The sequence below is a fragment of the Methylocystis sp. Uni0008 genome (genome assembly GCF_056838045.1).
Genome location: NZ_CM166370.1, coordinates 2,065,515 through 2,085,403 on the forward strand (window position 1 = coordinate 2,065,515; position 19,889 = coordinate 2,085,403).

Consider the following 19,889-nt stretch of genomic DNA (forward strand, 5'->3'; position numbering starts at 1 on the left):
AAACAGTTACCCTTGCCGAAGGGCCTCCCGACCGATGACGTAGAGTATCTTGACGCCGGCGCCGATGACGCCCCTAAGCGTGCCCGAAATCTTTGACGCCCCGATGCGTCTTCGATAGCGAACCGGAACTTCGAGCGTGCGCAAGCCATGTTTCGCTGCGCGCGCCTGCATCTCCACCGTCCAACCGTAATTCTCGTCGGTCAGCGCCAGTCGGCTGAGGGCGTCGCGCCTTATGGCGCGGAAAGGTCCGAGATCCGTATAACGCGCGCCCCAGATCCACCGCATCAGCAGGCAGGCAAGCCAATTTCCAAATAATTGCTGCGGCGTCAACGCGCCCGCTTGCCTTTTTCCCAGCGTTCGTGATCCGAGGACAAGATCGGCAGCGCCATCGGCGATAGGCGCGACGAGCGCCGACATGTCGGCCGGATCGTCGCTTGCATCGCCGTCCATGAAAACGATCACATCCACGGATGGCATGACCGAGAGCGCGGTCAGACACGCGCGTCCATAGCCGTGGCGCGGCTCCGTGACGACGACCGCACCCAGATCTCTCGCAATCTTGCCCGAACCATCACTCGACTGGCCATCGGCGACGACAACGATCTTCACCCAATCGGGAATCGCAGACAACACCACCGGCAAAGCGGCGGCTTCGTTCTTCACCGGAATGACGACCCCGATGGAAAGATCGCCCGGCGCAACGGCGTTGTTCATGTGCGGCTCGCGCAGTGCGTCTTCTGGTCATGAATTCGGCGCCACAGAAGCCAAGCCCAGACCGGCGCCGCGTGCAAAATTGCGACCCCATTCTGAAACAGCGCGCGCTCGCCCATGGCCGCCATCGGAAAGAACAGATAATATGCAGGAAGCGTCACGGAAGCCAGAAGCAGCGGCCAGCACTGTACAGCGGCTGCGAGCGGTAGGAACCACAGCGCATACCAGGGGAATTGCGCCGGGGACAGATAGAAAACGGTTGCGGCGACGATGAGCGCGCGGCCGAGAAGGTCACGCAAATCCTCGATCGGACGCATAGCGATGATGACGGCGACGGCCGCGGCGGAGCCGCCAGAAAGATAACGCAAGGTTTTTGCCGTCCGGCGAGAATCGTCGCCACTGACGCAGTCGAACAGCCTGCACAGCCATGTAAAGGGCGCATTGTTGTTTTGCCAGTGCGCTGCATAGGCCGCGAGACCCGAGCGATCCGAGAAGGAAGCGGCGAATAGCGGCGCCAGCAGAATTGCCGCGGCAATAGTGAAGACAAAAATGGCGATGACTGGATAGCGCCGCCCATCGAGATGCGCGCGCGCGATGAGAGGCGCGAGAAGTATGGGCCATATCTTGACGCCGACCGCCAGCGCGAGCAACGCCGAGCACGCAATGGACCTCATGCGATAGGCGGCGAACATCGCGCCGAGAACCAGCGGGCCAAGCAGAAGATCGACATGAACGGTCGCGGCGCCCGCAAAAACAACGAGAGGATTGCACCAGTAAAGCGCCGCCAGCATGCGCGGTCGGTTCAGTTCGTCCAGAAGCCGGAACATGACGCCGAGCGTCGCAACGTCGGCGATCGCAAAAATGAGCCGAAGGCCGTCGACGCTCCAGGGCGCGACAATGTGCGCGGCGCCAAAGGCGAGTTGCGCGGCGCCAGGATAGATCGAGGTATATTCCGGGAAATTGATGCGTTCGAGCGTCGAGCGCCCGGTCTCGGCCAGCTGGTCGAAGGACGGCGTCACGTTCTGACCTGTCGCCGCCTGTGCCGGCGAAAGCGCGTAGGGGCTGCGACCCGAGGCGACGGAGGCTCCGTCCCAAAGATAGCGGTAAAAGTCGTCTTCGAGCGGCGGCGCCGTCGCGAACCAGACGAGCCTCATGGCGAGGCCAAGTCCAACCATCGGCCACAAAGGCGACGCACGACTCAGCCTCGCGGGTATCGCGCGTACACTATGCATATAAACGAGCCCGACTGCCGCCGACGCCGACAGAAGCCCGACGAGCGGCGCGACGTCGGCGAAATCCCTCGCCGCCGCATGGGTTAGCCCAGGGCTCAGGACGACGAGCGCAATCTGGCTTGCCGCCAGCAGAGCGCCTACCCAAATGCTCATCAACCGCGCGCCTTCATGGCGCGCTGAAGCAATCTGCCCCATGACTCGTCGTACGGGTCTATTCGATTGACGGACCCGGTCAAATCGACGACAGGCCGCCCTTCGCTGAACCAGCGGAAAATCCCTCCTCGGAGATTGTAAAGCGCGAGGGATTCACGCGCTGCGGCCGCCTGCGCGATGCGCTCCACCAGGATTGAGCTGCGCACGCCAACGGAGCAATAAAAAATCGCGACGCGCCCGCGCAGCTCCGCTGCATGTTCGGCGAGGAAACGATCTGCCGATTCGGCGGGATCAACATGGAGCGCGCCCGGCAAGTGTCCCGCGTCGAATTCGCGACTCTCGCGAACATCAAATAGAACGGCGTCCCCGGACGCGATTAGTCGAGATGCTTCAGCGCTTACGATGTTGGGAACATTGTACTTTGCTGCAACGGCGCGCTCTACGTCCGCCAAAGCGACGTTCTTCGATGCAGGATTTGGGATCGATACAGAGCGAAGTTCAACAAAGGTAACGCCGCTGACTATTCCGACAAGCGTAAGAGCCCGGAGGAAATTAGAGAATTTCCAGAGCCACCCCCTACTTTGGATTGCCTGCTTTGACGCCATTCATCCTTATCCGGTTGGACAGTCGAGAGCTAGTTCGAGCCGCTAAACGAAAAGTTACATTCACCATGGCGAGAGCCGACGAAATGGAAGGCGCAGAGCCCCGTAACTTCGGAGTGCTCCAATGCGAATAGCCTCGCATAACCGAGCGAAGGAGCTGAAATGCCTCAGGCGACCCCGCCGATATGGTCCCTGCCCCAAGCTGAGGCGATCGCTGTTGGGCTTATGTGCAAAGCGCCGCGTCCCGGTCACGCGAAAACTCGCCTGGGTCGCACGATCGGCGCGGATTTCGCAGCCTTGCTTTCTGAATGCTTCCTGCGCGACGTTGCGAAAATTATCGAGACCCTCCAATCAAGCCACAACTTGCAGGGCTACGGGCTTTACGCCCCGATCGACGCCGCCGCCGAGATCGCGGCGTTGCTTCCCCGCTCATTTCGTCTCGTTCCGCAACACGGCGATGACTTCTCGTCAATCGTCCATGGCGCAATCGCCAGTCTCCTCGAACGCCATCGCGGCGGCGCGATGCTCATTAACTCTGACAGTCCGACGCTTCCTCCGCAGATTCTAGCGATGGCGTCGGATGCGCTCCGGCGCCATGAAGATTGCATCGTTCTCGGTCCGGCATTTGATGGCGGATATTACTTGATCGGACTCAAGCATGCTCACTGGGAGCTGTTTCGAGACATCCCCTGGAGCACGAATGAGGTCGCGCGAGTGACGCGCGACCGCGCGCGGGAATTGGATATCCCGACCGTCGAGCTTCCGATGTGGTACGATGTCGATGACGCAGCCGACTTTTCGCGCCTGCTCGAAGAAATCGCAGGCGTACCGCCAAGCTTCGAAAGTTCTGGAGTTGGTGCGAATGGGCGTTCTGGTGAGCTGCACGCTGCTCCCGCGCTCGCGACCCGCGCCATGATCAAGATGTGGAGCCAGAACCGCGAATTTTATTTGGAATCAGATCGTTGGTCGAAGCGCGCACGCGAAATTGGCCGACACACTAACGTCAGGGATGCTTGAAAACGGCGTTGTGCGCAGGCGACGCGCCATCGTCCCAGCGCAATGCGCGGAAGTCGAATTCACCATCGATGAGAGGTTTGACGATCTGAAAATAGGGAGAAACATCGAAATCCCTCGGCGTGAACAGCCCGTGGTGGCGAATGGTGAGGATCTCTTCAATGCATCCCGGACAATCGGGCGCGCTCATATCCCGAGCATTCACGATCGGCAGAATCGGATAGCGGATCGACTGAAACGCTTGCGCAATCAACGTGGAGCAAATGGCCCGCGTAGGATCGCCGCTGCCCAAGGCGATCATGCGACGACGGAACCGCTGCGGAACCGGCGGGTTCGGCAACAGATAACGCGCAAGATCGATGATGTTGCGAAGATCATAGTGATTGCCCAAACGCTCAATGACATAGGACGTCACCTTGCGGCGTTCGACTTCGTCGAGCCCTATTGGCCGGCAAATACGGGTCTGGACATTCTCAAATTCGCTAATCCCGACGGTACGAACGCCGTCCACCAAGTCGACTTCGACGAAGCAGTGATCGCTTTCAGTGGCGGTCTGCGTGACGTGCGACCCGACATACAGCGCCGCATGCGACCACGGGGACTGCGTCAAATATTTTACTGCTGCGCTGACTCGGCTGTTCCCTTCTACGAGCAAAACATCGGCTGGACGCAGGCACGCCAGCAGCCGCGTCGGGCTCGTTACCGGTCCGGAGCTATGAACATGCGTTGGGGTCGTCAGTAAGCGCGCTAGTCCTTCGCCGAACCAACCGACAATCTTTCTCATCGCAAGCGGCTCGGCGCGAAACATGGCGGATCAGTCATCGAGCGCCAGACAGGATATGATCCCTGCCGCGAACCACTGCGTGAGGAACTCCCCGGCTCGGGCAGCGACGTTCTCACCCGACCCCTGGAATTGGAGAAGCGAACAGATCTCGGCAACCGACTTTCCCGCCGAAGCTTCAATCAGGGCAAGCCGCTCGTCGAATGAGACGAGACGATAAGACGACTGATGATCGCTGCTACGCCAAAACAGGACGTGCTCTTCCCCGTCATCGATGAGTGGCAGCTCCTGCCCGTCACGCACCGCCTCATATAGCGTCGCCGTTCCGATCGCGAGATCTAAGAGTTCGTAACTGGGGTGGAATTTGAAAGAAATCGATGGCCAGCCTTCCGCAGAAACAGCGGCTAGCACGTCGATAGAGAGGCGTGGACCGTCGGCTGCGTCGAACGCATCGGCGAGCGCACGCTCGAAGCGCGCGAGGTCGATCGCTTGTATGTCGTTTTCCAAACGCGCATGCGTTCTCATGAATTCGGGGAGTCGCGCTCCGTACCAGCGCGCGTTTCGAACGCGCGACGGCGCCGCTGAAATATACGCCTCGACGAGAGATCCGAATTCCTCGTCCTCAAGATAATTTCGCAGAACCGGGTAGTCGTTCGAGAGAAACTCTGCGAGGCGAAGTCGGTAAGCGTTATGGTAGACGGCAAAGAGCGCTTCCGCGTTCGTCTTTTTCGAATTCGCGACGAAACGCGGCGCGATCGCTTCTTCGCTCAATATCCCGGCCTGAAATCTTTCTTGCAGCTCGGCGAGCGTCATGCAGTCGTCTCCTCTCGTGAGTGGACGACGGCGGCGTATACCGACCTTGCACGTTCGAGTTCGGCGACCAGTTCATGGAATGGCGGAAAGTTGTCGTCGCGCTCGATCATCGTCGAGACCTCGCCGAATTGGCGGCAAACCTGTTCGTAAAGCTTCCACACGTCAGCGCAAATTGGCTGATCATGCGTGTCGATCTTATGCGTTGCAGCGTCCGAATGGCCCGCGAGGTGTAGTTGCACCACACGCTCTGCTGGAATTGAATCGACAAATTGGCGTTCATCGAAGCCATGATTGAACGCAGAGACGTAAATATTGTTTACGTCGACAAGCAGCCAGCAGTCGGCGCGCTTCGCCATCTCTCGGACAAAGGTCCATTCGTCCATCTCGGATTCATGGAACGTCACGTAGGTGGATGCGTTCTCGATCGCGATCCTTCGTCCGAGAAAATCCTGCACGCGGCTTATCCGGTCTACAACGTGTTGCAACGCCTCGAAAGTGTAAGGAACGGGAAGTAGATCGTGCATGTTCACGCCATGGACGCCCGTCCAGCAGAGATGATCGGAAATCCAACGGGGCTCGATACGATCAGCGAGTTTCTTGAGGGCTTTGAGATAATCGAAATCGAGCGGATCGGTGGACGCCAGAGACATCGACACGCCATGCATGACAATCGGATAGTCGGCTCGAATGCGTTCGAGCATGGCGACCGGCCGGCCTCCCGGAACAAGATAATTTTCCGTGATGATCTCTAGCCAGTCCACATTCGGCCGGCTTTCGAGAAGCTCTCGGTAATAGACGGGCCGCAGACCGAGACCAAAGCCCAGGGGCATAGGCTTGTTCATGGCGAATGACTCAGACGTAATTGGCCAGCAGCGAAGGCGGGCGGACGCGATGTCCGCCCGATGGTCTTAACTGATCAGCCGACAGTGCCGCCCTGCGCCTCGCAGGCGCCCTTCGATTTTGCAGGGAGCCAGCCCTGGCCTTTGCACGCATTCTGGCCCTTGCAACCGCTACTCGCTGTCTGACAGGCGCCCTGGCCCTTGCAGGCGTTGAGGCCCACGCAATGAACGGATTTCATGCCCTTTTTCGCGGCAGCTGGCGTCGAGGCCGCGCCGCTAAGCGCCAGCGCAATCGCCGCGGCGGCGAGAGTCGAGCCCGAAACGATACTGACCTTCATGTCAATCTCCCTATTGGTTCGCTCAACTGGCGAACAGCGATGAGGACCCCTCACGAGCCTCACGAAACATGTTTCGCGCGGAGTGCGCCTAAAGTTACAGAGAATGTATCCGTTGGAGTTGCACGCAATTAATCGGGCGCCGGCTCGTAGCTAGCTAGTGGGCTCTCGGGCTTTCTTCAGGCGACGACCACAAATGGCGTCCAATTTCGATAGGAGGCTTGGATCCCACACCGATGGATCGCTGATGACAACGGAATCCAGGCAGCTGTCGATCGGCGAAGGCGCCCGGGGATTGCGGAGGCGCTTCGCGAGTTCGACGATCAGACGTTGGGCGCCTCCCACGTTCGCGCGCATCACCGCCAAAATGCTCGCAACGTCCACCTCGGCGCTGTCTTCGCGCCAACAGTCATAATCCGTGATCATGCAAAGATTGGCGTAAGGAAGCTCCGCCTCCCGGGCGAGTCGAGCCTCCGGCATCGCGGTCATCCCAATGACATCGCAAGCCCAGCTTCGATACAGCCGGCTTTCCGCGCGCGTTGAAAACTGCGGTCCTTCCATTGCAAGATAGGTCACGCTTTCGATCAGTCTCAGGCCAACTTGGCGAGCGGCGTCCTTGGCGTAGCTGGACAGGCGAGGGCAAACTGGGTCAGCCATGGAGACATGCGCGACGAAGCCTGCGTCAAAAAACGATCTCGCTCTATTTTCCGTTCGATCGACGTACTGACCGACGGTGGCGAACATGCCTGGCGCCAACTCCTCCTGCAGCGACCCCACAGCCGAGACCGACAAGATGTCTGTGCAGCCAGCCCGTTTTAGGGCGTCGATGTTGGCGCGCGAGTTTATGGCGCTGGGCGGAAGTCGGTGACCACGCCCATGCCGCGGCAGAAAAACCAAACGAGTCTCTTCTACCACGCCAAAGAGCAATTCATCGGAAGGTTCGCCCCATGGGCTGTCGACCTTGACCCAGCGGCGATCCATCAGGCCTTCGAATTCGTACAGGCCAGATCCACCTATTATTCCCAATGTCCAGCGCGTCAAAATCCTCTCCTCAGTGGGGCGATCCATGATTGTTGTAGCATGACGCCTTCGGGCCGTTCATCAACAATGTAGCGACAGAAACGCGCGAGCTATGCGTCGAGACACGCCAGGGGCGCGCGTTTGGCGCTCCGCGCAACTACTCGTGCCTCGGATGTAACCTCGCGGCGCTTTACAGCGAAAATGAATTCGTATCGTGTGAACAGCGTCGAACGGCCGAAGACTCAAATGAGCGATAAGCCGCTCCCCTTTCCAAAAACAGTCGATCGCCCGCAGTTTGACTGCCCGACAGTGGACCTGCCGTAACCTATTTGCCTCCTTCATCGAAAGATATGTCGGCTCCCGAGATCATCTGGCCCACCGTACCGAGTGTCTTGAGAGCTGCTTTCCGGGCGTGGTCGCGGCGAAGATGAACAAGAAGCGCCTCATCGCGCTCGGGAAGCTTTTTAGGCATGTGGGCTACGACCGTGCGAGCGCGAGCGCCCTGTTCGCGGTCTCGCTATCTGAGCTCGCTGAAGCTCAAAAGAATAAAGGTCATGTAGTGCATAGTTCGTTCACCGCTTTTGCTATCGCAACGCCATTGCTAACGGCGCTGCTCGCCTGGTTCTGGCCGCCAGCGCTCGTATCATTTGCAATAATCCTGCCTCTCATCGGGATCGGGCTCTACGATAGGCGCCAGACTCGTCACAGTCTCAGGCGCAACTATCCATTGTTCGGACGCGGTCGCTGGGTGATGGAGTGGATACGTCCCTTCATCCGCCAGTATCTAATCGAATCTGATACAGATGGAGCTCCCATCAATCGTATGTTTCGTAGCATTGTTTACCAGCGCGCCAAGGGGACGCTGGAAGCGGTTCCGTTCGGAACACAGATCGATACCTACCGGGCGGGTTATGAGTGGATGGGGCACTCTCTCGAAGCCATCGACACGAAAACGCTGAATGCTGACATTCGCGTAATGGTAGGTGGACCAGAGTGCCGCCAGCCGTACTCCGCAAGCATCTTCAACATTTCCGCGATGAGCTTCGGAGCGCTGAGTCGAAACGCGATATTGGCGCTGAACGCGGCAGCGAAAGACGGCAATTTTTTCCATAACACGGGAGAGGGTGGCATTAGCCCTTATCATCTGAGGCCAGGCGGCGACCTGGTGTGGCAGATAGGCACTGGCTATTTCGGCTGCCGAGACGAATCAGGCAAGTTTTCGCCCACGGCCTTTGCTGAAAAGGCGAAACTCCCCAGCGTGAAGATGATCGAAATCAAGCTTTCGCAAGGCGCCAAGCCGGGTCACGGCGGGATTCTCCCCGCTGAAAAGAATACGCCTGAAATCGCTGTAATACGGGGCGTGCCTGTGGCCACGCAGATAGATTCGCCACCTGTCCACAGCGCCTTTTTCGGACCGCTCGGTTTGCTTGAGTATGTCCGCCGCTTGCGCGAACTTTCCGGCGGGAAGCCCGTGGGAATTAAACTGTCGATAGGTCGAGAAAGTGATTTTGTCGCCATTTGTAAAGCGATAACTCGCAGCGGCATCCTGCCCGACTTCATCACAGTTGACGGCGGCGAGGGCGGCACCGGCGCAGCGCCGCTCGAATACGTCAACTCGGTCGGTATGCCCTTGCGAGAGGCGATAGCTTTCGTCGATGATTGCCTGACCGGCTTTAGTCTTCGCCAGGACATCCGCATCATCGCCTCGGGCAAAATTCTGACGGGTTTTCACCTAGTCAAGAATCTGGCTTTGGGGGCGGATTTGTGCAACAGCGCCCGGGGTATGATGCTGGCCCTCGGTTGTGTGCAGTCGCTCACATGCAACAGCAACCGTTGCCCCACTGGCGTCGCCACCCAAGATCCCAGGCTCTACCGGGGACTAGTGATCGCGGACAAGCGACTTCGAGTTGTCCGATATCACCGCAGAACTGTCCACGCTACGACCGAAATCATTGCCTCTGCAGGTCTGCGCCATAGCTCGGAGCTGGATCGCACACATATTTACCGTCGAGTCAGTCACGATGCCATACGCCGATATGATCAGATTTTCCCTTACCTCAAGGACGGCAGTCTCCTGACAACGGAGCCGCCGGACGGTTGGCGGCTCCACTTGGATGAGGCGGACCCAAAGGAGTGGCGGCCACGCCGGCGCCTGACGGAAGTCGATCTGCAGCTTTGGGATTCTCGCGGCGAGCCAGGTCGTCCAAACGGGGTCTCAGACAATGTTGTGCGAGTGTGATGCCGTTGCCGCTGCTCTTACGCGCTTTCCGTTTAAACGGAATCGTTCGACGATATGAAAATAGAGCTTGCTCTAGCCCGTCCTTCCGGCCGATCGCCAGCGCCCGATGCAGGTCTGCAAAAAGAATCTGCGGCGATCGAAGTTGCCACAACCTTCTATTCGGCATTTTTCCATTGAATGGCGGCTTCATGCAAGCGTGTCGCACGCTCTCAGTTTGCGTTTTGGCGAGCGCATGGACATTTGCTGCTCAGGCACAAACAGATTCGCCGCCAACTCTACAAACGAACGGTAGCCAGTTTATTGAGCTGCAACCGCGGGCGCCGGCTCCTAAAATCGTGTTGGACCGGCTCGACGGCAAACTCGTTCCGCTCAGCGCGTCACAGGGGAAGGTCGTTTTATTGAGCTTCTGGGCGACGTGGTGTCCGCCGTGCCGGAGAGAGTTGCCGACGCTTGAGCGATTGCAGAGGACTTTTCCGAGGAAGCTGGAAATCGCCGCTATCTCAGTTGACAGAGCCGGCAGACCGCCGCTCGAACGATTTCTCGACAGGTTGAACGTCAAGCGCCTGCGCATTTACCTGGATCCGGACGGACGGGTCGCCGAGCGCGCCAATCACGAAACCGGCGCGCCGTTTCCTCTTTACGGAATGCCGATCACCTATGTGATTGATCGAAGAGGCTCGGTCGTAGGTTACATCACTGGTGAAGTTGACTGGCTCTCTCCCGAGGCGATCACGTTCCTAGAACATTTCATCGATCACTGACTTTTGTCCTATCTCTCGCACATGGGCGCCAGGAGCGACCGTACGATCCGCCTGCCATCGCTGCGCACACATGACGCCAACGCTATCGCTTTTCGCCGCATGCGGAGCTATTCGCGCGTTATGCCGTGTACCGCGCCGCTACCGCTCCTGCCGCGCTTGGCGAACATTTGGCGATAAAATTGTATGCGACGGCGCACCCGTACTTGGTGGAACCTTAGCTACCTGACCCAAGCTAAAGAAAACGTCGGATTACTGCCCTCGACGTGATCGGCCGGGCCAGGAGTTGGGAAAAAGATGGGGGTGGAACCGTGGCCTGCGGAAAGTGTTGCTGAGTCAAGTCCGTCGGGCCGGGAACTGTGGAGGTTGCGATGACAGGCAGAAACATCACAAAGGGAATGGTCGCTGGGTTTGTGGCGACCGTAGTTCTATCGATCTTGATGGTCATGAAATCGATGATGGGCCTCATGCCTGAGTTCGACATCGTGGCGATACTAACGGGAATGATGGCCGCGCCATCGCCGATCGCGGGGTGGCTCGTTCACTTTGCGATTGGCGCGATCTTGTGGGGAGGTCTGTTTGCATGGCTCGATCCCCACCTTCCTGGAAACAGCCACTGGCTTAAAGGAATCGTTTTTGGGATTGGCGCGTGGATCCTGATGATGGTCTTGCTGATGCCAATGGCCGGCGCAGGTTTCTTTGGGATCAACTTTGGCGCCATGGCCCCCTTTATGACTTTCGTGCTTCACATAATTTTCGGGGCGGTGCTCGGCGGCGTTTATGGGCTGGAGCGGCCTGAACCGGCGCCGCATCTTCAATTTTCGAGGCGAACCTAGATTGAGCTTGGAGCGCCGGCCGCCTGGGCTAGCTCCGCCTCGAGTTCGGCGATGCGCGCGGCGAGCGGCGCCGTTATCGCGCCCACTTCATCGAGCGTGTAACGCTCGACGATGTGCTGCGGACAGTTCCAGTCGAATCCCTCTACCTTGACCAGGAAGCCGCGCTCGACGCGGGCGCGGTAATCCGACGTTTCGAGTCGAGACAAGGTCGCCTCGTCGTCGAGACCGATGATCTTCGCGCGCCCGAAGAGCTTCAGCCGAGTCTTATTCGGATAATCCATGAAGAACAGCGACACGCGATCATCGTTCGCGAGATTGCCGAGACTGATATATTGCCGGTTGCCGCGGAAATCCGCGAAACCGATCGTGGTCTCGTCCAGCACGCGCACGAATCCCGTCGGCCCGCCGCGATGCTGGATGTAGGGCCAACCGGTTTCGCTGACCGTCGCCATGTAGAACGAATCTCGGGCGCCAATGAATTGGGCCTCCGCCTCGCTCAGATGATGGTTCCTGGCCTCCCGCGCTCCCTCCATCCGCGCGTACCCGACTCCAAGACAGGCAGAAAGACGATCACGCTTAACGCGCCAGCGGTGGCCGTCTTACGGTCTCTGGAGCGGATGGGAGAATGCGTCATACCAGGCGCCGATCCTGATCGCCCGCGTGCAGATCTTAAGAGGGCTTGGGGTGCAGTGACAGATGCTGCCTCACTTCCCCGGCGTTCGCATTCATGACCTTCGTCACTCGTTCGCCCGTGTAGGAGCCGGCGCTGGCCTCGGACTGCCAGTCGTCGGCAAGCTCCTTGGTCATACGCAGGCGGCGACGACCCAGCGTTATGCGCATCTCGACGCTGATCCGATCCGACGCGCCGCGGATGCGATTGGCGCGACGATTTCGGCGGCGCTTGAAGGGAGCGGTTGTCGGAGTCGCTCTTAAAAAACAGAAGCTGATCACTTGCGCGTGGTTGCGGCGAAAAATAGGCCCTACACAAAGCGGTTGGGAGTGCTATAACTCGCGTGTTAAAGCAGTTGCTTGCTCGCCCCCGGCTCGCGCCCCTCCCACTTGGGCTTGGCTTCGAAGAACGTTCGGTTGCGAGCCGCCCTGCAACGCCAATTCGACGCGAGAGTTGGGTATCCTTGGGCTATGAGGCCCCGGAAGTCTTCGCGCCGCCGATTCCGACGAGCGGAAGCGCTCGTCCCTACGGCTGGCTTCGGGGTATTCGCCTAACCTTTCAGGCTCAACGAACCATTTTGAGTTCGTCCCGCCCCTCGCGTCAATTGGATGAAAAGGGGGACACATGGCGCGCTTAACGCCTTAGCCGGCAAATAGATTTCTCCTTACCGCATGCGCCCGCGGATGTTCCACGGGGGCGACGTTTCTTTGCGTCTGCATGCGTGATCGTCGCGCTCGCAAAGAGCGTCCGACAAATACTCCTCGAGATTAGGAGTCCCGAATTGACTGCGAAGGAAATTTTATTCGAGGAAGACGCACATCGCCGGTTGTTGCGCGGCATTAATGTGCTCGCTGATGCGGTCAAGGTCACAATGGGGCCCTGCGGCCGCAACGTCGTGTTGGAGAAAGCCGGCGGCCCGCCACGCTCGACAAAAGATGGCGCGACCGTCGCCAGGGAAATCGAGCTTGATGATCGGTTTGAAAACATGGGCGCATCGCTGCTTCGTGAACTGGCGGAACGCGTGAACGCGGAAGCAGGCGACGGCACGACGACAGCCATTGTGCTCGCTCATGCGATCGCCGAGGAAGGCGTCAAGGCGGTCTCGGTCGGCCTCAATCCGATGGACGTCAAGCGCGGAATTGACATGGCGATCGACGCTGTTGATTCGCGGATCGTCCAGATCAGCCGACCGGTGAAAACGAGGGATGCGCTCATCCAGGTTGGGCTCGTTGCTTCCAATGGCGATGCGCAAGTGGCTGAAATGTTAGCCGACGCGATCGAAAGAATAGGTCGGGACGGCGCCATTGCCATAGAGGAGGGGCAGACAACCGAGACCGAACTCGAGGTTGTCGAAGGAATGCAGTTCGATCGCGGATATTTGTCTCCTCATTTCGTCACTGACGCGGAAAGAATGATCTGCGAATTCGAAAATGCTCGCGTTCTTTTGCATGAAGGAAAGCTCACAGCTCTGCAGCCTCTCCTGCCGATATTAGAGGCCGTAGCGCAGAGTTCTGCCCCCTTGGTGATCGTAGCCGACGACATCGAGGGCGAAGCGCTTGCCACGCTCGTTCTCAATAAACTCAGAGCTGACCTAAAAGTGGCGGCAGTCAAGGCTCCGGGTTTCGGAGATCGTCGGCAGGCCATGCTCGATGATCTCGCAACGCTCGTGGATACGACTGTTGTGCGAGACGAACTCGGTCTCACGCTTGAACATTTCGCCCCTGACCGTCTCGGCCGGGCTCGACGCGTTCGCATCGCCAAAGACAAGACGATTGTGGTCGGCGCTGGCCATCGAAAGGATAAGCTCGACGAGCGATGCGTTCAAATCCGGCATGAGATAGAACTGGCGACCTCCGACTACGATCGGGAGAAGCTGCTCGAACGCCTCGCGGCCCTATCGGGAGGCGTGGCGGTCATACGGATCGGGGGAATGAGCGAAGCAGAGGTAAAGGAAAGAAAAGATCGTATCGAAGACGCCGTCAATGCCGTGAAAGCAGCCGTGGCGGACGGCATCGTTCCTGGCGGAGGCGCCAGTCTAATTGCATCGATCACGGCGCTGGATGGTCTGAAGCCGCTCAATCACGAACAAAAGATCGGGTTTGAGGCTGTGCGACGCGCCTTGCAAGCGCCCACGCGACAGATCGCTGACAACGCGGGCCTGGCAGGCTCGTTCATCGTGGGCAAGCTGCTTGATCGTCGAGAGAGCGGAGTCGGTTTGGATGCCCGCTCGGGCCAATTCACTGACATGTACGACGCCGGAATCGTTGATGCGACGCGCGTCCTACGCGCAGCATTGCGATGTGCCGGCTCCATCGGAGGCCTGATAACAACTACCTCGGCGATGATCGCGCGGCGCGGGGACCAGCACAGCCATCAAGCCCGTGCGTGACATTGGAGGCGAGCGCGCTAATGGGAAGTCAGCATGCGAAGTGACCGAGGAAAAATGCAGCCGCCGCAATGGGCGTTACCCACACGCTCACACGAGGCTCTCGGCATCCAGACCGTGGATCGCGGCTACTGCGGAGTCATCGTTGATACCCAGACGCCGTTGCAAGTCTTTGCCTGCCGAAGCCGAAGCGCGCTATTGTGCGCAACACGAAGAGCCCACTTCGCCTGCGTGCTCAAACAAAGTAGCATCCGGCAATGCCGGGGCAGTTTTAGTGCCCCGGCCCTGCGAGAACGGCCCCGGGCTTATGGTGTGTCCCAAGATTCTCGACCATGGTCGCCGTGGCCTCATTCATGCCGATGATCTCCACCGGAATATCATGATGGCGGAACTTGAGAACGACGCGATCCAAGGCGTTGATGCTGGTAATGTCCCAAAAATGCGACGCGTGCAGATCAATCACCACGCCTTTCAAATCTTCCTCACGGAAATCGAAAGCCGAGTGAAAGGCCTCCGCGGTTGCAAAGAAGATTTGGCCGGTAACTTGATAAGTGCGCACGGCGCGAGTTTCGTCGCGCGAGGATGAGACCTTGAAAAACTGGGTGACTTTGTGCGCAAAAAACAAACCGCTCAGGATAACGCCGAAGATTACGCCCTTCGCCAGATCATGCGTAACGACAACCACGACGACAGTGCCTAGCATGACAAAACTTGACCTCTTGGGGTGGGTCAGCAGCGTACGCATGGACTGCCACTGAAACGTGTTGATCGAAACCATGATCATCACCGCCACCAAAGCCGCCATCGGGATTTGAACCACATAGGGGCCAAGCGCCACGATCAAGAACAACAGAAACGCGCCAGCCCATAACGTAGACAGCCGTCCCCGGCCGCCGGAGGACACGTTGATTACGGACTGGCCAATCATCGCGCAGCCCGCCATTCCGCCCAGAAATCCAGAGGTTATGTTGGCGACGCCCTGACCGGCGCACTCACGATTCTTGTTCGATGTTGTATCGGTCATCTCATCGATGATCGCCGCCGTCATCAGACTTTCTAGCAGCCCAACCATCGCTAGCGTCAACGCATACGGAAGAATGATTTTCATCGTTTCAAGGGTGAAAGGCACCTGCGGCAGGGCGAACCATGGCAAATCACTTGGCAGCGCGCCCATGTCGCCGACTTTATGTATGCCAAGACCGAAATACATAGACACCGCCGTCATCGCCACGATGCAGACCAACGGAGATGGCACGGCTTTCGTCAGATAGGGCAGCCCATAGATAATGCCGAGGCCAGCGGCGACCATGATGTACACGGTCATGCCTTGGCCCAGCAGCTCTGGCATTTGCGCCAGGAAAATCAGAATCGCCAGTGCGTTGACGAATCCGGTGACCACCGAGCGCGAGACAAACCTCATCAGATTGCCCAGTCTCAGCATCCCTGCCGCGATCTGGAAAACGCCCGTCAGGATTGTTGCAGCGAAGAGGAACCCGACCCCGTGATCTTTCACGAGCGGAATCATCAACAGCGCCATCGCGCCTGTGGCGGCAGAAATCATCGCGGGCCGGCCGCCCGCAAAGGCCGTGACGACTGCGATGCAGAACGAGGCGTAGAGGCCGACCTTGGGATCAACGCCGGCGATAATGGAAAAGGCGATCGCTTCAGGAATGAGAGCCAACGCGACAACTGTTCCGGCGAGGATCTCACGGATTATGTTGGGAGCCCACTCGCTCCGTAGATGGACAAGGTTCATCTGAACAATAGCTTTCATTGCCTGCCGCTTGTAACGGCAGCAGGTGAAGTTTAGGCTTTACTCGACAGCCTCGTTAAAGGGGGAGCCGCGCTTAGATCAGACAGCCACGCTCTAAGGCGGAGTCAGTCGGCGAAGGCGGGGCGCTGCAGCGACAAGGATCATTCCCGGCACTATAGCACGGCGATGCTGCGATGCAGCATCAAAGTGTTTGCTGTATGCCGATGTTTTCAGCACGTTATGTGGCTGAGCTTGTAAGCGATGCCGCTCGGCGATGTGTCGGACGCTGGACAGCAAGACGTCTGTAACGTCCGTAGCAAGAGCGGGGCGTTAAATCCCATCAGCCTTGACTCGACGCGCCGGCGTCGACGGAACGCTGGAAGCTTGAATGCCGCGAGTCTCGACGCTGCAATTAGGTCCGCCAAAACACGGACCGTCCCGCTTCATAGAATGTGATCACCCGCTCGACAGCCAGGATCAGAGCTTCGGCTTCGGCTCGAATGAGCGCAAGGACGCGACTCGGATCTATCTCGAAGCGCGGCAATCCGCAACTCAGAACGCTTCTGATCCTCGGAGCAACTCCCATAAACTACGCAAGGAATGGCGAAGCTCCTTCGCGAAGTCGCCAGGCTGCGGACGGGCGCGAGATCCCAAAAAGGCGCGGCCTTCTTTCGGCGAGAGGCGAAATGAGGCGCGCCTTCATCGCGAAGCGCCGGAGCATCTGGCGGTAGCATGGCTATGCTAAGCGCTGGATGTGTCGTGGTCGGGCTATCACGGCCGGCTGCGTCGGGGACAAAGTGAACAGGCTCGGCGCCATGAGGAGCCGACGACAAAATTCGGGCAAGCTTTGTCGGGAGGATCGAACCTATGGACGCGCTGGTCAAATTTGACCGCCGACTGACAGCTTAAGCCGGTGCTTCGTTTATACAGCGCCGCGCTAATCTCCTGTTCGTGCAGCCATTATTCAATCACATTGGGAGTTTTGTTGAGGGTCGTTGGCGCTTGTGCTACATAATTATTATGCACGGGACCTCGACGGCATCTTACGCGCAAGACTTGGCTCCGCCGTAGCGCCTTCGACGTCCGTCGGCTTTGGCGCCGCGGAAGACTTTCATCATCAGAATCGCCACTGTCATTCTGCGCCTCAACGCTTTTTGAGGCGCAGAGAAGCGATCTGTCGCCTTCGACAACGACTGTTTCGTCGAAATGTTGTTCGAGGTCTCGCCCCTGCAGCTCGGCGGCCTTGGCCCTTCTTCAATTCATGCGCATGAGCTTGCCGCTTCTATATGCGCGCTAAAGCAAGAGGACGGCATCGGCATGAGCGTCATGTTCGAAGAGCTCGACTACTGTATCACTTCGATCGGCTCTTTGAGCCTGCGGCGACGTAGGGCCGCGCCCAACAGTGACGAGATTTTTGAGATTAAGCTCGGCGAGGCGTTCCTTATGTCGAGCCTGTTCACAGTGGCCGAGATCGCGCTCGCTCAGTTCGCACTAGCAGAGACGACGGAGGAAGACCTTGATGTCGTCGTGGGCGGGCTCGGTCTCGGCTGCACGGCGCAAGCGGCATTGTCGGACGCCCGGGTCCGATCCCTGCTCGTGGTTGAAGCCCTCGCGCCGGTTATAGAATGGCACGAGCGAGGGTTATTGCCGCTGGGCAAGCGACTCGCCGATGAACCTCGCTGCCGATTTTTGCAAGGCGATTTCTTTGCGCTCGTAGCTTCACATGATGGATTTGATCCCCGGGCTCCCCAGCGCCGTTTCCACGCGATTCTTGTCGACATTGACCATTCGATCGATGACCTGTTGCACCCAAGTCATGCCGCCCTTTATCAGGCCGATGGCCTGCGTCGTATTGCTGCGCACCTGTTTCCTGGAGGCGTTTTCGCATTGTGGTCCAATGAGCCGCCCGATGAGGCGTTCTGTGCGACCTTGGCCGAGATTTTCGCGTCCGCGCGCGCCGAGGTCGTCGGATTTCATGATCCGCGTCACCCTGGTCGTGAGGCTGAGAACACCGTCTATGTTGCGAAATCTCATAACACCGATGGAATTCGCAGCGATGCTTCCGCGAGCAGGGAGGTCGATCGGACATGACAGATTCAATGTTAGCGGAGCCGAGCACGATCAGAACCGTTGGCGTCATCGGCATCGGCCAGATGGGCAAGGGCATTGCTCACGTCTGCGCACGCGCGGGCCTCAACGTGCGACTACGCGATCTCAACGAGGAATTGACCAACGTCGGGTTCACCGCCATCAGCGAAATGTTGACGGAGCTGGTCTCTAAGGGGAGCCTGTCTGATGAGGACAGACGAACAGAGCTGAGCCTCATCACGCCCGCGACGGCGTACGAACATCTCGCTCCCTGTGACCTCGTTATCGAGACCGCGACGGAGGACGAAACGGTCAAGCGCGAAATATTCGTGGCCCTTTGCCCGGCGCTTAAGCCGGATACGATTATCGCCACCAATAGCTCCTCGATCTCGATTACGCGTCTCGCCGCCGCAACGGACCGGCCAGAGCGTTTTATTGGCATGCATTTCATGAACCCTGCGCCAGCGATTCAGCTCGTGGAGCTCGTTCGGGGCATTGCAACGGAAGATATAACCTTTGCGGTTGCCAACCAGTTCGTCGGCCTCCTCGGCAAGACCGCGGTAGCGGCAGCCGATTTCCCGGCCTTCATCGTCAACCGCACTCTGGTTTCGATGATCAACGAGGCGGTCTATGTACTTTATGAAGGTGTTGGATCGGTCAATGCGATCGACACTGCGATGCAGCTCGGAGCCAACCATCCGATGGGGCCGCTCGAGCTCGCTGACTTCCTTGGTCTCGACACATGCCTCTCGCTCATGCAGGCGCTCCACGAAGGGCTCGCGGACACCAAATACCGTCCCTGCCCGCTGCTGGTGAAGTACGTCGCGGCGGGCTGGCTCGGCCGGAAGACGAAGCGCGGGTTCTACGACTACCGAGGTAATATTGTGGTTCCGACTCGGTGAGCGAGAAGGCTATTGGTGGTCATCGGCGCACGAGAAAACTCCATCTCCGCAGATCCGGGCGCGAAACTGGAGCTGAGGCGCCGAACTTACGCCTTTGGAACGATACGCCAGCCTGGTCTCTTTCCGAGCGACAACCTTTGAAAATCTTATTCGCACTTCGGCCTTCACAATGCCTAGGAACTCCTATATTTAAGAAGTGGTTCTTCAATTTTGGTCGAGCCAATCCGAACACACCGTGCTGACGCTGCTCTGTTTGTCAGGCCATTAGGCTGACAAAAACCGAGGCCATGCGCCGCCGATTTCGGGCGGGCGTTGTGGCGCTGCTCCTCAGCTGGAGTGGTGGCGGACGCCATTGTAAAGCGAGTGGTGGAGTGCTCAATTCAGGTCGAGATCGATTGCAGGCAACCAAGTTTATTCGCGAGCGCGAAGTTGCTGATGCAGTCCGATTGCTGCGAATATTAGTCGCCGACATACGAGCTGCAGGTCCAAGTGGCGTTCACCTGACCGCTACGGGCGCACTGTTCCAATTGGCATGTCAAGTCATCGAGGCGTCACCGGAAGAACGAGCGAGCGCCCGGACAGCGTTGACCGCATTACGTGAATTCGTTTGGCGCGTAGATTCAGTCCGATCCGCGCTCTCTTCCTACTCTTCGGAGCCCGCAATTGGCGAGGCTTTGAACTGGTTAAATACCTCGGACATCCACGTTTATCTGAGGCAGGATCCATAGGCCGCTGCATCACTTGGGTTTCCTAATTC

General features: G+C 58.5%; 19 protein-coding genes. 8 read left to right on the forward strand and 11 right to left on the reverse strand.

Translation table 11 applies throughout. The annotated features are described in order from the left end of the window. Positions 1–6: 6 nt before the first annotated feature. From AC0X69_RS10300 to AC0X69_RS10310, 3 genes are read right to left on the reverse strand one after another with little or no spacing between them, the layout of a single operon-like run. Positions 7–714: a glycosyltransferase family 2 protein gene (locus AC0X69_RS10300; RefSeq protein ID WP_482607391.1), complete on the reverse strand. Its 708-nt coding sequence runs from the start codon at positions 712–714 to the stop codon at positions 7–9. Further along, positions 711–2,096, reverse strand: coding sequence for an MptA/MptB family glycosyltransferase (locus AC0X69_RS10305; RefSeq protein ID WP_482607393.1), 1,386 nt, complete (start codon positions 2,094–2,096; stop codon positions 711–713). The genes AC0X69_RS10300 and AC0X69_RS10305 overlap by 4 nt, the downstream gene beginning before the upstream one ends. Continuing rightward, positions 2,096–2,701: a rhodanese-like domain-containing protein gene (locus tag AC0X69_RS10310; RefSeq protein ID WP_482607394.1), complete on the reverse strand. Its 606-nt coding sequence runs from the start codon at positions 2,699–2,701 to the stop codon at positions 2,096–2,098. Before AC0X69_RS10310 ends, AC0X69_RS10305 begins: the two co-directional genes overlap by 1 nt. Before the next feature lie 222 nt (positions 2,702–2,923). Here AC0X69_RS10310 and AC0X69_RS10315 point away from each other — a divergent pair, with 222 nt between their 5' ends. Next, complete coding sequence (locus tag AC0X69_RS10315; RefSeq protein WP_482613357.1) at positions 2,924–3,715, forward strand: TIGR04282 family arsenosugar biosynthesis glycosyltransferase; 792 nt, start codon at positions 2,924–2,926, stop codon at positions 3,713–3,715. On the opposite strand, the gene AC0X69_RS10320 is transcribed toward AC0X69_RS10315, so the two are convergent. The 5 genes from AC0X69_RS10320 to mtnP all read right to left on the reverse strand — a co-directional run bounded on the left by AC0X69_RS10320 (position 3,702) and on the right by mtnP (position 7,521). Next, on the reverse strand, positions 3,702–4,496 hold the full coding sequence (locus AC0X69_RS10320; RefSeq protein ID WP_482607396.1) for a C40 family peptidase: 795 nt from the start codon (positions 4,494–4,496) through the stop codon (positions 3,702–3,704). The two genes, AC0X69_RS10315 and AC0X69_RS10320, sit on opposite strands and share 14 nt — an antisense overlap. Before the next feature lie 30 nt (positions 4,497–4,526). Further along, a complete protein-coding gene (locus AC0X69_RS10325) occupies positions 4,527–5,306 on the reverse strand; it encodes an HvfC/BufC family peptide modification chaperone (protein WP_482607398.1) in 780 nt (259 codons plus the stop codon). Next, on the reverse strand, positions 5,303–6,148 hold the full coding sequence (gene bufB, locus AC0X69_RS10330) for an MNIO family bufferin maturase (protein ID WP_256032882.1): 846 nt from the start codon (positions 6,146–6,148) through the stop codon (positions 5,303–5,305). Before bufB ends, AC0X69_RS10325 begins: the two co-directional genes overlap by 4 nt. Positions 6,149–6,222: 74 nt before the next feature. Beyond that, the gene (bufA2, locus tag AC0X69_RS10335; protein WP_256032881.1) at positions 6,223–6,483 is read right to left on the reverse strand and encodes a BufA2 family periplasmic bufferin-type metallophore; all 261 of its coding nucleotides are present in this window, start codon (positions 6,481–6,483) and stop codon (positions 6,223–6,225) included. 150 nt (positions 6,484–6,633) lie between these two features. Further along, positions 6,634–7,521: an S-methyl-5'-thioadenosine phosphorylase gene (gene mtnP, locus AC0X69_RS10340; RefSeq protein ID WP_482607399.1), complete on the reverse strand. Its 888-nt coding sequence runs from the start codon at positions 7,519–7,521 to the stop codon at positions 6,634–6,636. A gap of 406 nt (positions 7,522–7,927) precedes the next feature. Between mtnP and AC0X69_RS10345 the strand changes: the two genes are divergently transcribed. The 3 genes from AC0X69_RS10345 to AC0X69_RS10355 all read left to right on the forward strand — a co-directional run bounded on the left by AC0X69_RS10345 (position 7,928) and on the right by AC0X69_RS10355 (position 11,333). Then, on the forward strand, positions 7,928–9,739 hold the full coding sequence (locus tag AC0X69_RS10345; protein WP_482607400.1) for an FMN-binding glutamate synthase family protein: 1,812 nt from the start codon (positions 7,928–7,930) through the stop codon (positions 9,737–9,739). Positions 9,740–9,912: 173 nt separating this feature from the next. Next, positions 9,913–10,500 (forward strand): TlpA family protein disulfide reductase, encoded by a 588-nt coding sequence (locus AC0X69_RS10350; protein ID WP_482607401.1) that lies wholly within the window; start codon positions 9,913–9,915, stop codon positions 10,498–10,500. Between the two features lie 368 nt (positions 10,501–10,868). Further along, entirely contained in the window at positions 10,869–11,333 is a 465-nt protein-coding gene (locus AC0X69_RS10355; RefSeq protein ID WP_482607402.1) for a DUF6789 family protein, read from the forward strand. Here the strand turns inward: AC0X69_RS10355 and AC0X69_RS10360 are convergent. After that, positions 11,330–11,785, reverse strand: coding sequence for a pyridoxamine 5'-phosphate oxidase family protein (locus AC0X69_RS10360; protein ID WP_482607403.1), 456 nt, complete (start codon positions 11,783–11,785; stop codon positions 11,330–11,332). The genes AC0X69_RS10355 and AC0X69_RS10360 overlap by 4 nt on opposite strands. 217 nt (positions 11,786–12,002) lie before the next feature. Next, complete coding sequence (locus AC0X69_RS10365) at positions 12,003–12,173, reverse strand: hypothetical protein (RefSeq protein WP_482613457.1); 171 nt, start codon at positions 12,171–12,173, stop codon at positions 12,003–12,005. Here AC0X69_RS10365 and AC0X69_RS10370 point away from each other — a divergent pair. After that, positions 12,111–12,266 (forward strand): hypothetical protein, encoded by a 156-nt coding sequence (locus AC0X69_RS10370; protein WP_482613358.1) that lies wholly within the window; start codon positions 12,111–12,113, stop codon positions 12,264–12,266. The two genes, AC0X69_RS10365 and AC0X69_RS10370, sit on opposite strands and share 63 nt — an antisense overlap. Positions 12,267–12,784: 518 nt before the next feature. After that, positions 12,785–14,392 (forward strand): chaperonin GroEL, encoded by a 1,608-nt coding sequence (gene groL / locus AC0X69_RS10375; protein WP_482607405.1) that lies wholly within the window; start codon positions 12,785–12,787, stop codon positions 14,390–14,392. Positions 14,393–14,660: 268 nt separating this feature from the next. On the opposite strand, the gene AC0X69_RS10380 is transcribed toward groL, so the two are convergent. Then, the gene (locus tag AC0X69_RS10380; RefSeq protein ID WP_482613359.1) at positions 14,661–16,145 is read right to left on the reverse strand and encodes a SulP family inorganic anion transporter; all 1,485 of its coding nucleotides are present in this window, start codon (positions 16,143–16,145) and stop codon (positions 14,661–14,663) included. 1,203 nt (positions 16,146–17,348) lie between these two features. Between AC0X69_RS10380 and AC0X69_RS10385 the strand changes: the two genes are divergently transcribed. Then, a complete protein-coding gene (locus AC0X69_RS10385) occupies positions 17,349–18,233 on the forward strand; it encodes a spermidine synthase family protein (RefSeq protein WP_482607406.1) in 885 nt (294 codons plus the stop codon). Next, the gene (locus tag AC0X69_RS10390; RefSeq protein WP_482607407.1) at positions 18,230–19,132 is read left to right on the forward strand and encodes a 3-hydroxybutyryl-CoA dehydrogenase; all 903 of its coding nucleotides are present in this window, start codon (positions 18,230–18,232) and stop codon (positions 19,130–19,132) included. Before AC0X69_RS10385 ends, AC0X69_RS10390 begins: the two co-directional genes overlap by 4 nt. Positions 19,133–19,889: the final 757 nt, after the last annotated feature.

Bases quoted from the DNA above. Each gene is read 5' to 3' on its own strand.
- AC0X69_RS10355 (WP_482607402.1), top strand. From the start codon at position 10,869: ATGACAGGCAGAAACATCACAAAGGGAATGGTCGCTGGGTTTGTGGCG.
- AC0X69_RS10320 (WP_482607396.1), bottom strand. From the start codon at position 4,496: ATGAGAAAGATTGTCGGTTGGTTCGGCGAAGGACTAGCGCGCTTACTG.
- AC0X69_RS10345 (WP_482607400.1), top strand. From the start codon at position 7,928: ATGAACAAGAAGCGCCTCATCGCGCTCGGGAAGCTTTTTAGGCATGTG.
- AC0X69_RS10380 (WP_482613359.1), bottom strand. From the start codon at position 16,145: ATGAACCTTGTCCATCTACGGAGCGAGTGGGCTCCCAACATAATCCGT.
- AC0X69_RS10305 (WP_482607393.1), bottom strand. From the start codon at position 2,096: ATGAGCATTTGGGTAGGCGCTCTGCTGGCGGCAAGCCAGATTGCGCTC.
- bufA2 (WP_256032881.1), bottom strand. From the start codon at position 6,483: ATGAAGGTCAGTATCGTTTCGGGCTCGACTCTCGCCGCCGCGGCGATT.
- bufB (WP_256032882.1), bottom strand. From the start codon at position 6,148: ATGAACAAGCCTATGCCCCTGGGCTTTGGTCTCGGTCTGCGGCCCGTC.
- AC0X69_RS10315 (WP_482613357.1), top strand. From the start codon at position 2,924: ATGTGCAAAGCGCCGCGTCCCGGTCACGCGAAAACTCGCCTGGGTCGC.
- AC0X69_RS10300 (WP_482607391.1), bottom strand. From the start codon at position 714: ATGAACAACGCCGTTGCGCCGGGCGATCTTTCCATCGGGGTCGTCATT.
- AC0X69_RS10390 (WP_482607407.1), top strand. From the start codon at position 18,230: ATGACAGATTCAATGTTAGCGGAGCCGAGCACGATCAGAACCGTTGGC.
- AC0X69_RS10360 (WP_482607403.1), bottom strand. From the start codon at position 11,785: ATGGCGACGGTCAGCGAAACCGGTTGGCCCTACATCCAGCATCGCGGC.
- AC0X69_RS10385 (WP_482607406.1), top strand. From the start codon at position 17,349: ATGTTGTTCGAGGTCTCGCCCCTGCAGCTCGGCGGCCTTGGCCCTTCT.
- AC0X69_RS10365 (WP_482613457.1), bottom strand. From the start codon at position 12,173: ATGCGCATAACGCTGGGTCGTCGCCGCCTGCGTATGACCAAGGAGCTT.
- AC0X69_RS10325 (WP_482607398.1), bottom strand. From the start codon at position 5,306: ATGACGCTCGCCGAGCTGCAAGAAAGATTTCAGGCCGGGATATTGAGC.
- AC0X69_RS10310 (WP_482607394.1), bottom strand. From the start codon at position 2,701: ATGGCGTCAAAGCAGGCAATCCAAAGTAGGGGGTGGCTCTGGAAATTC.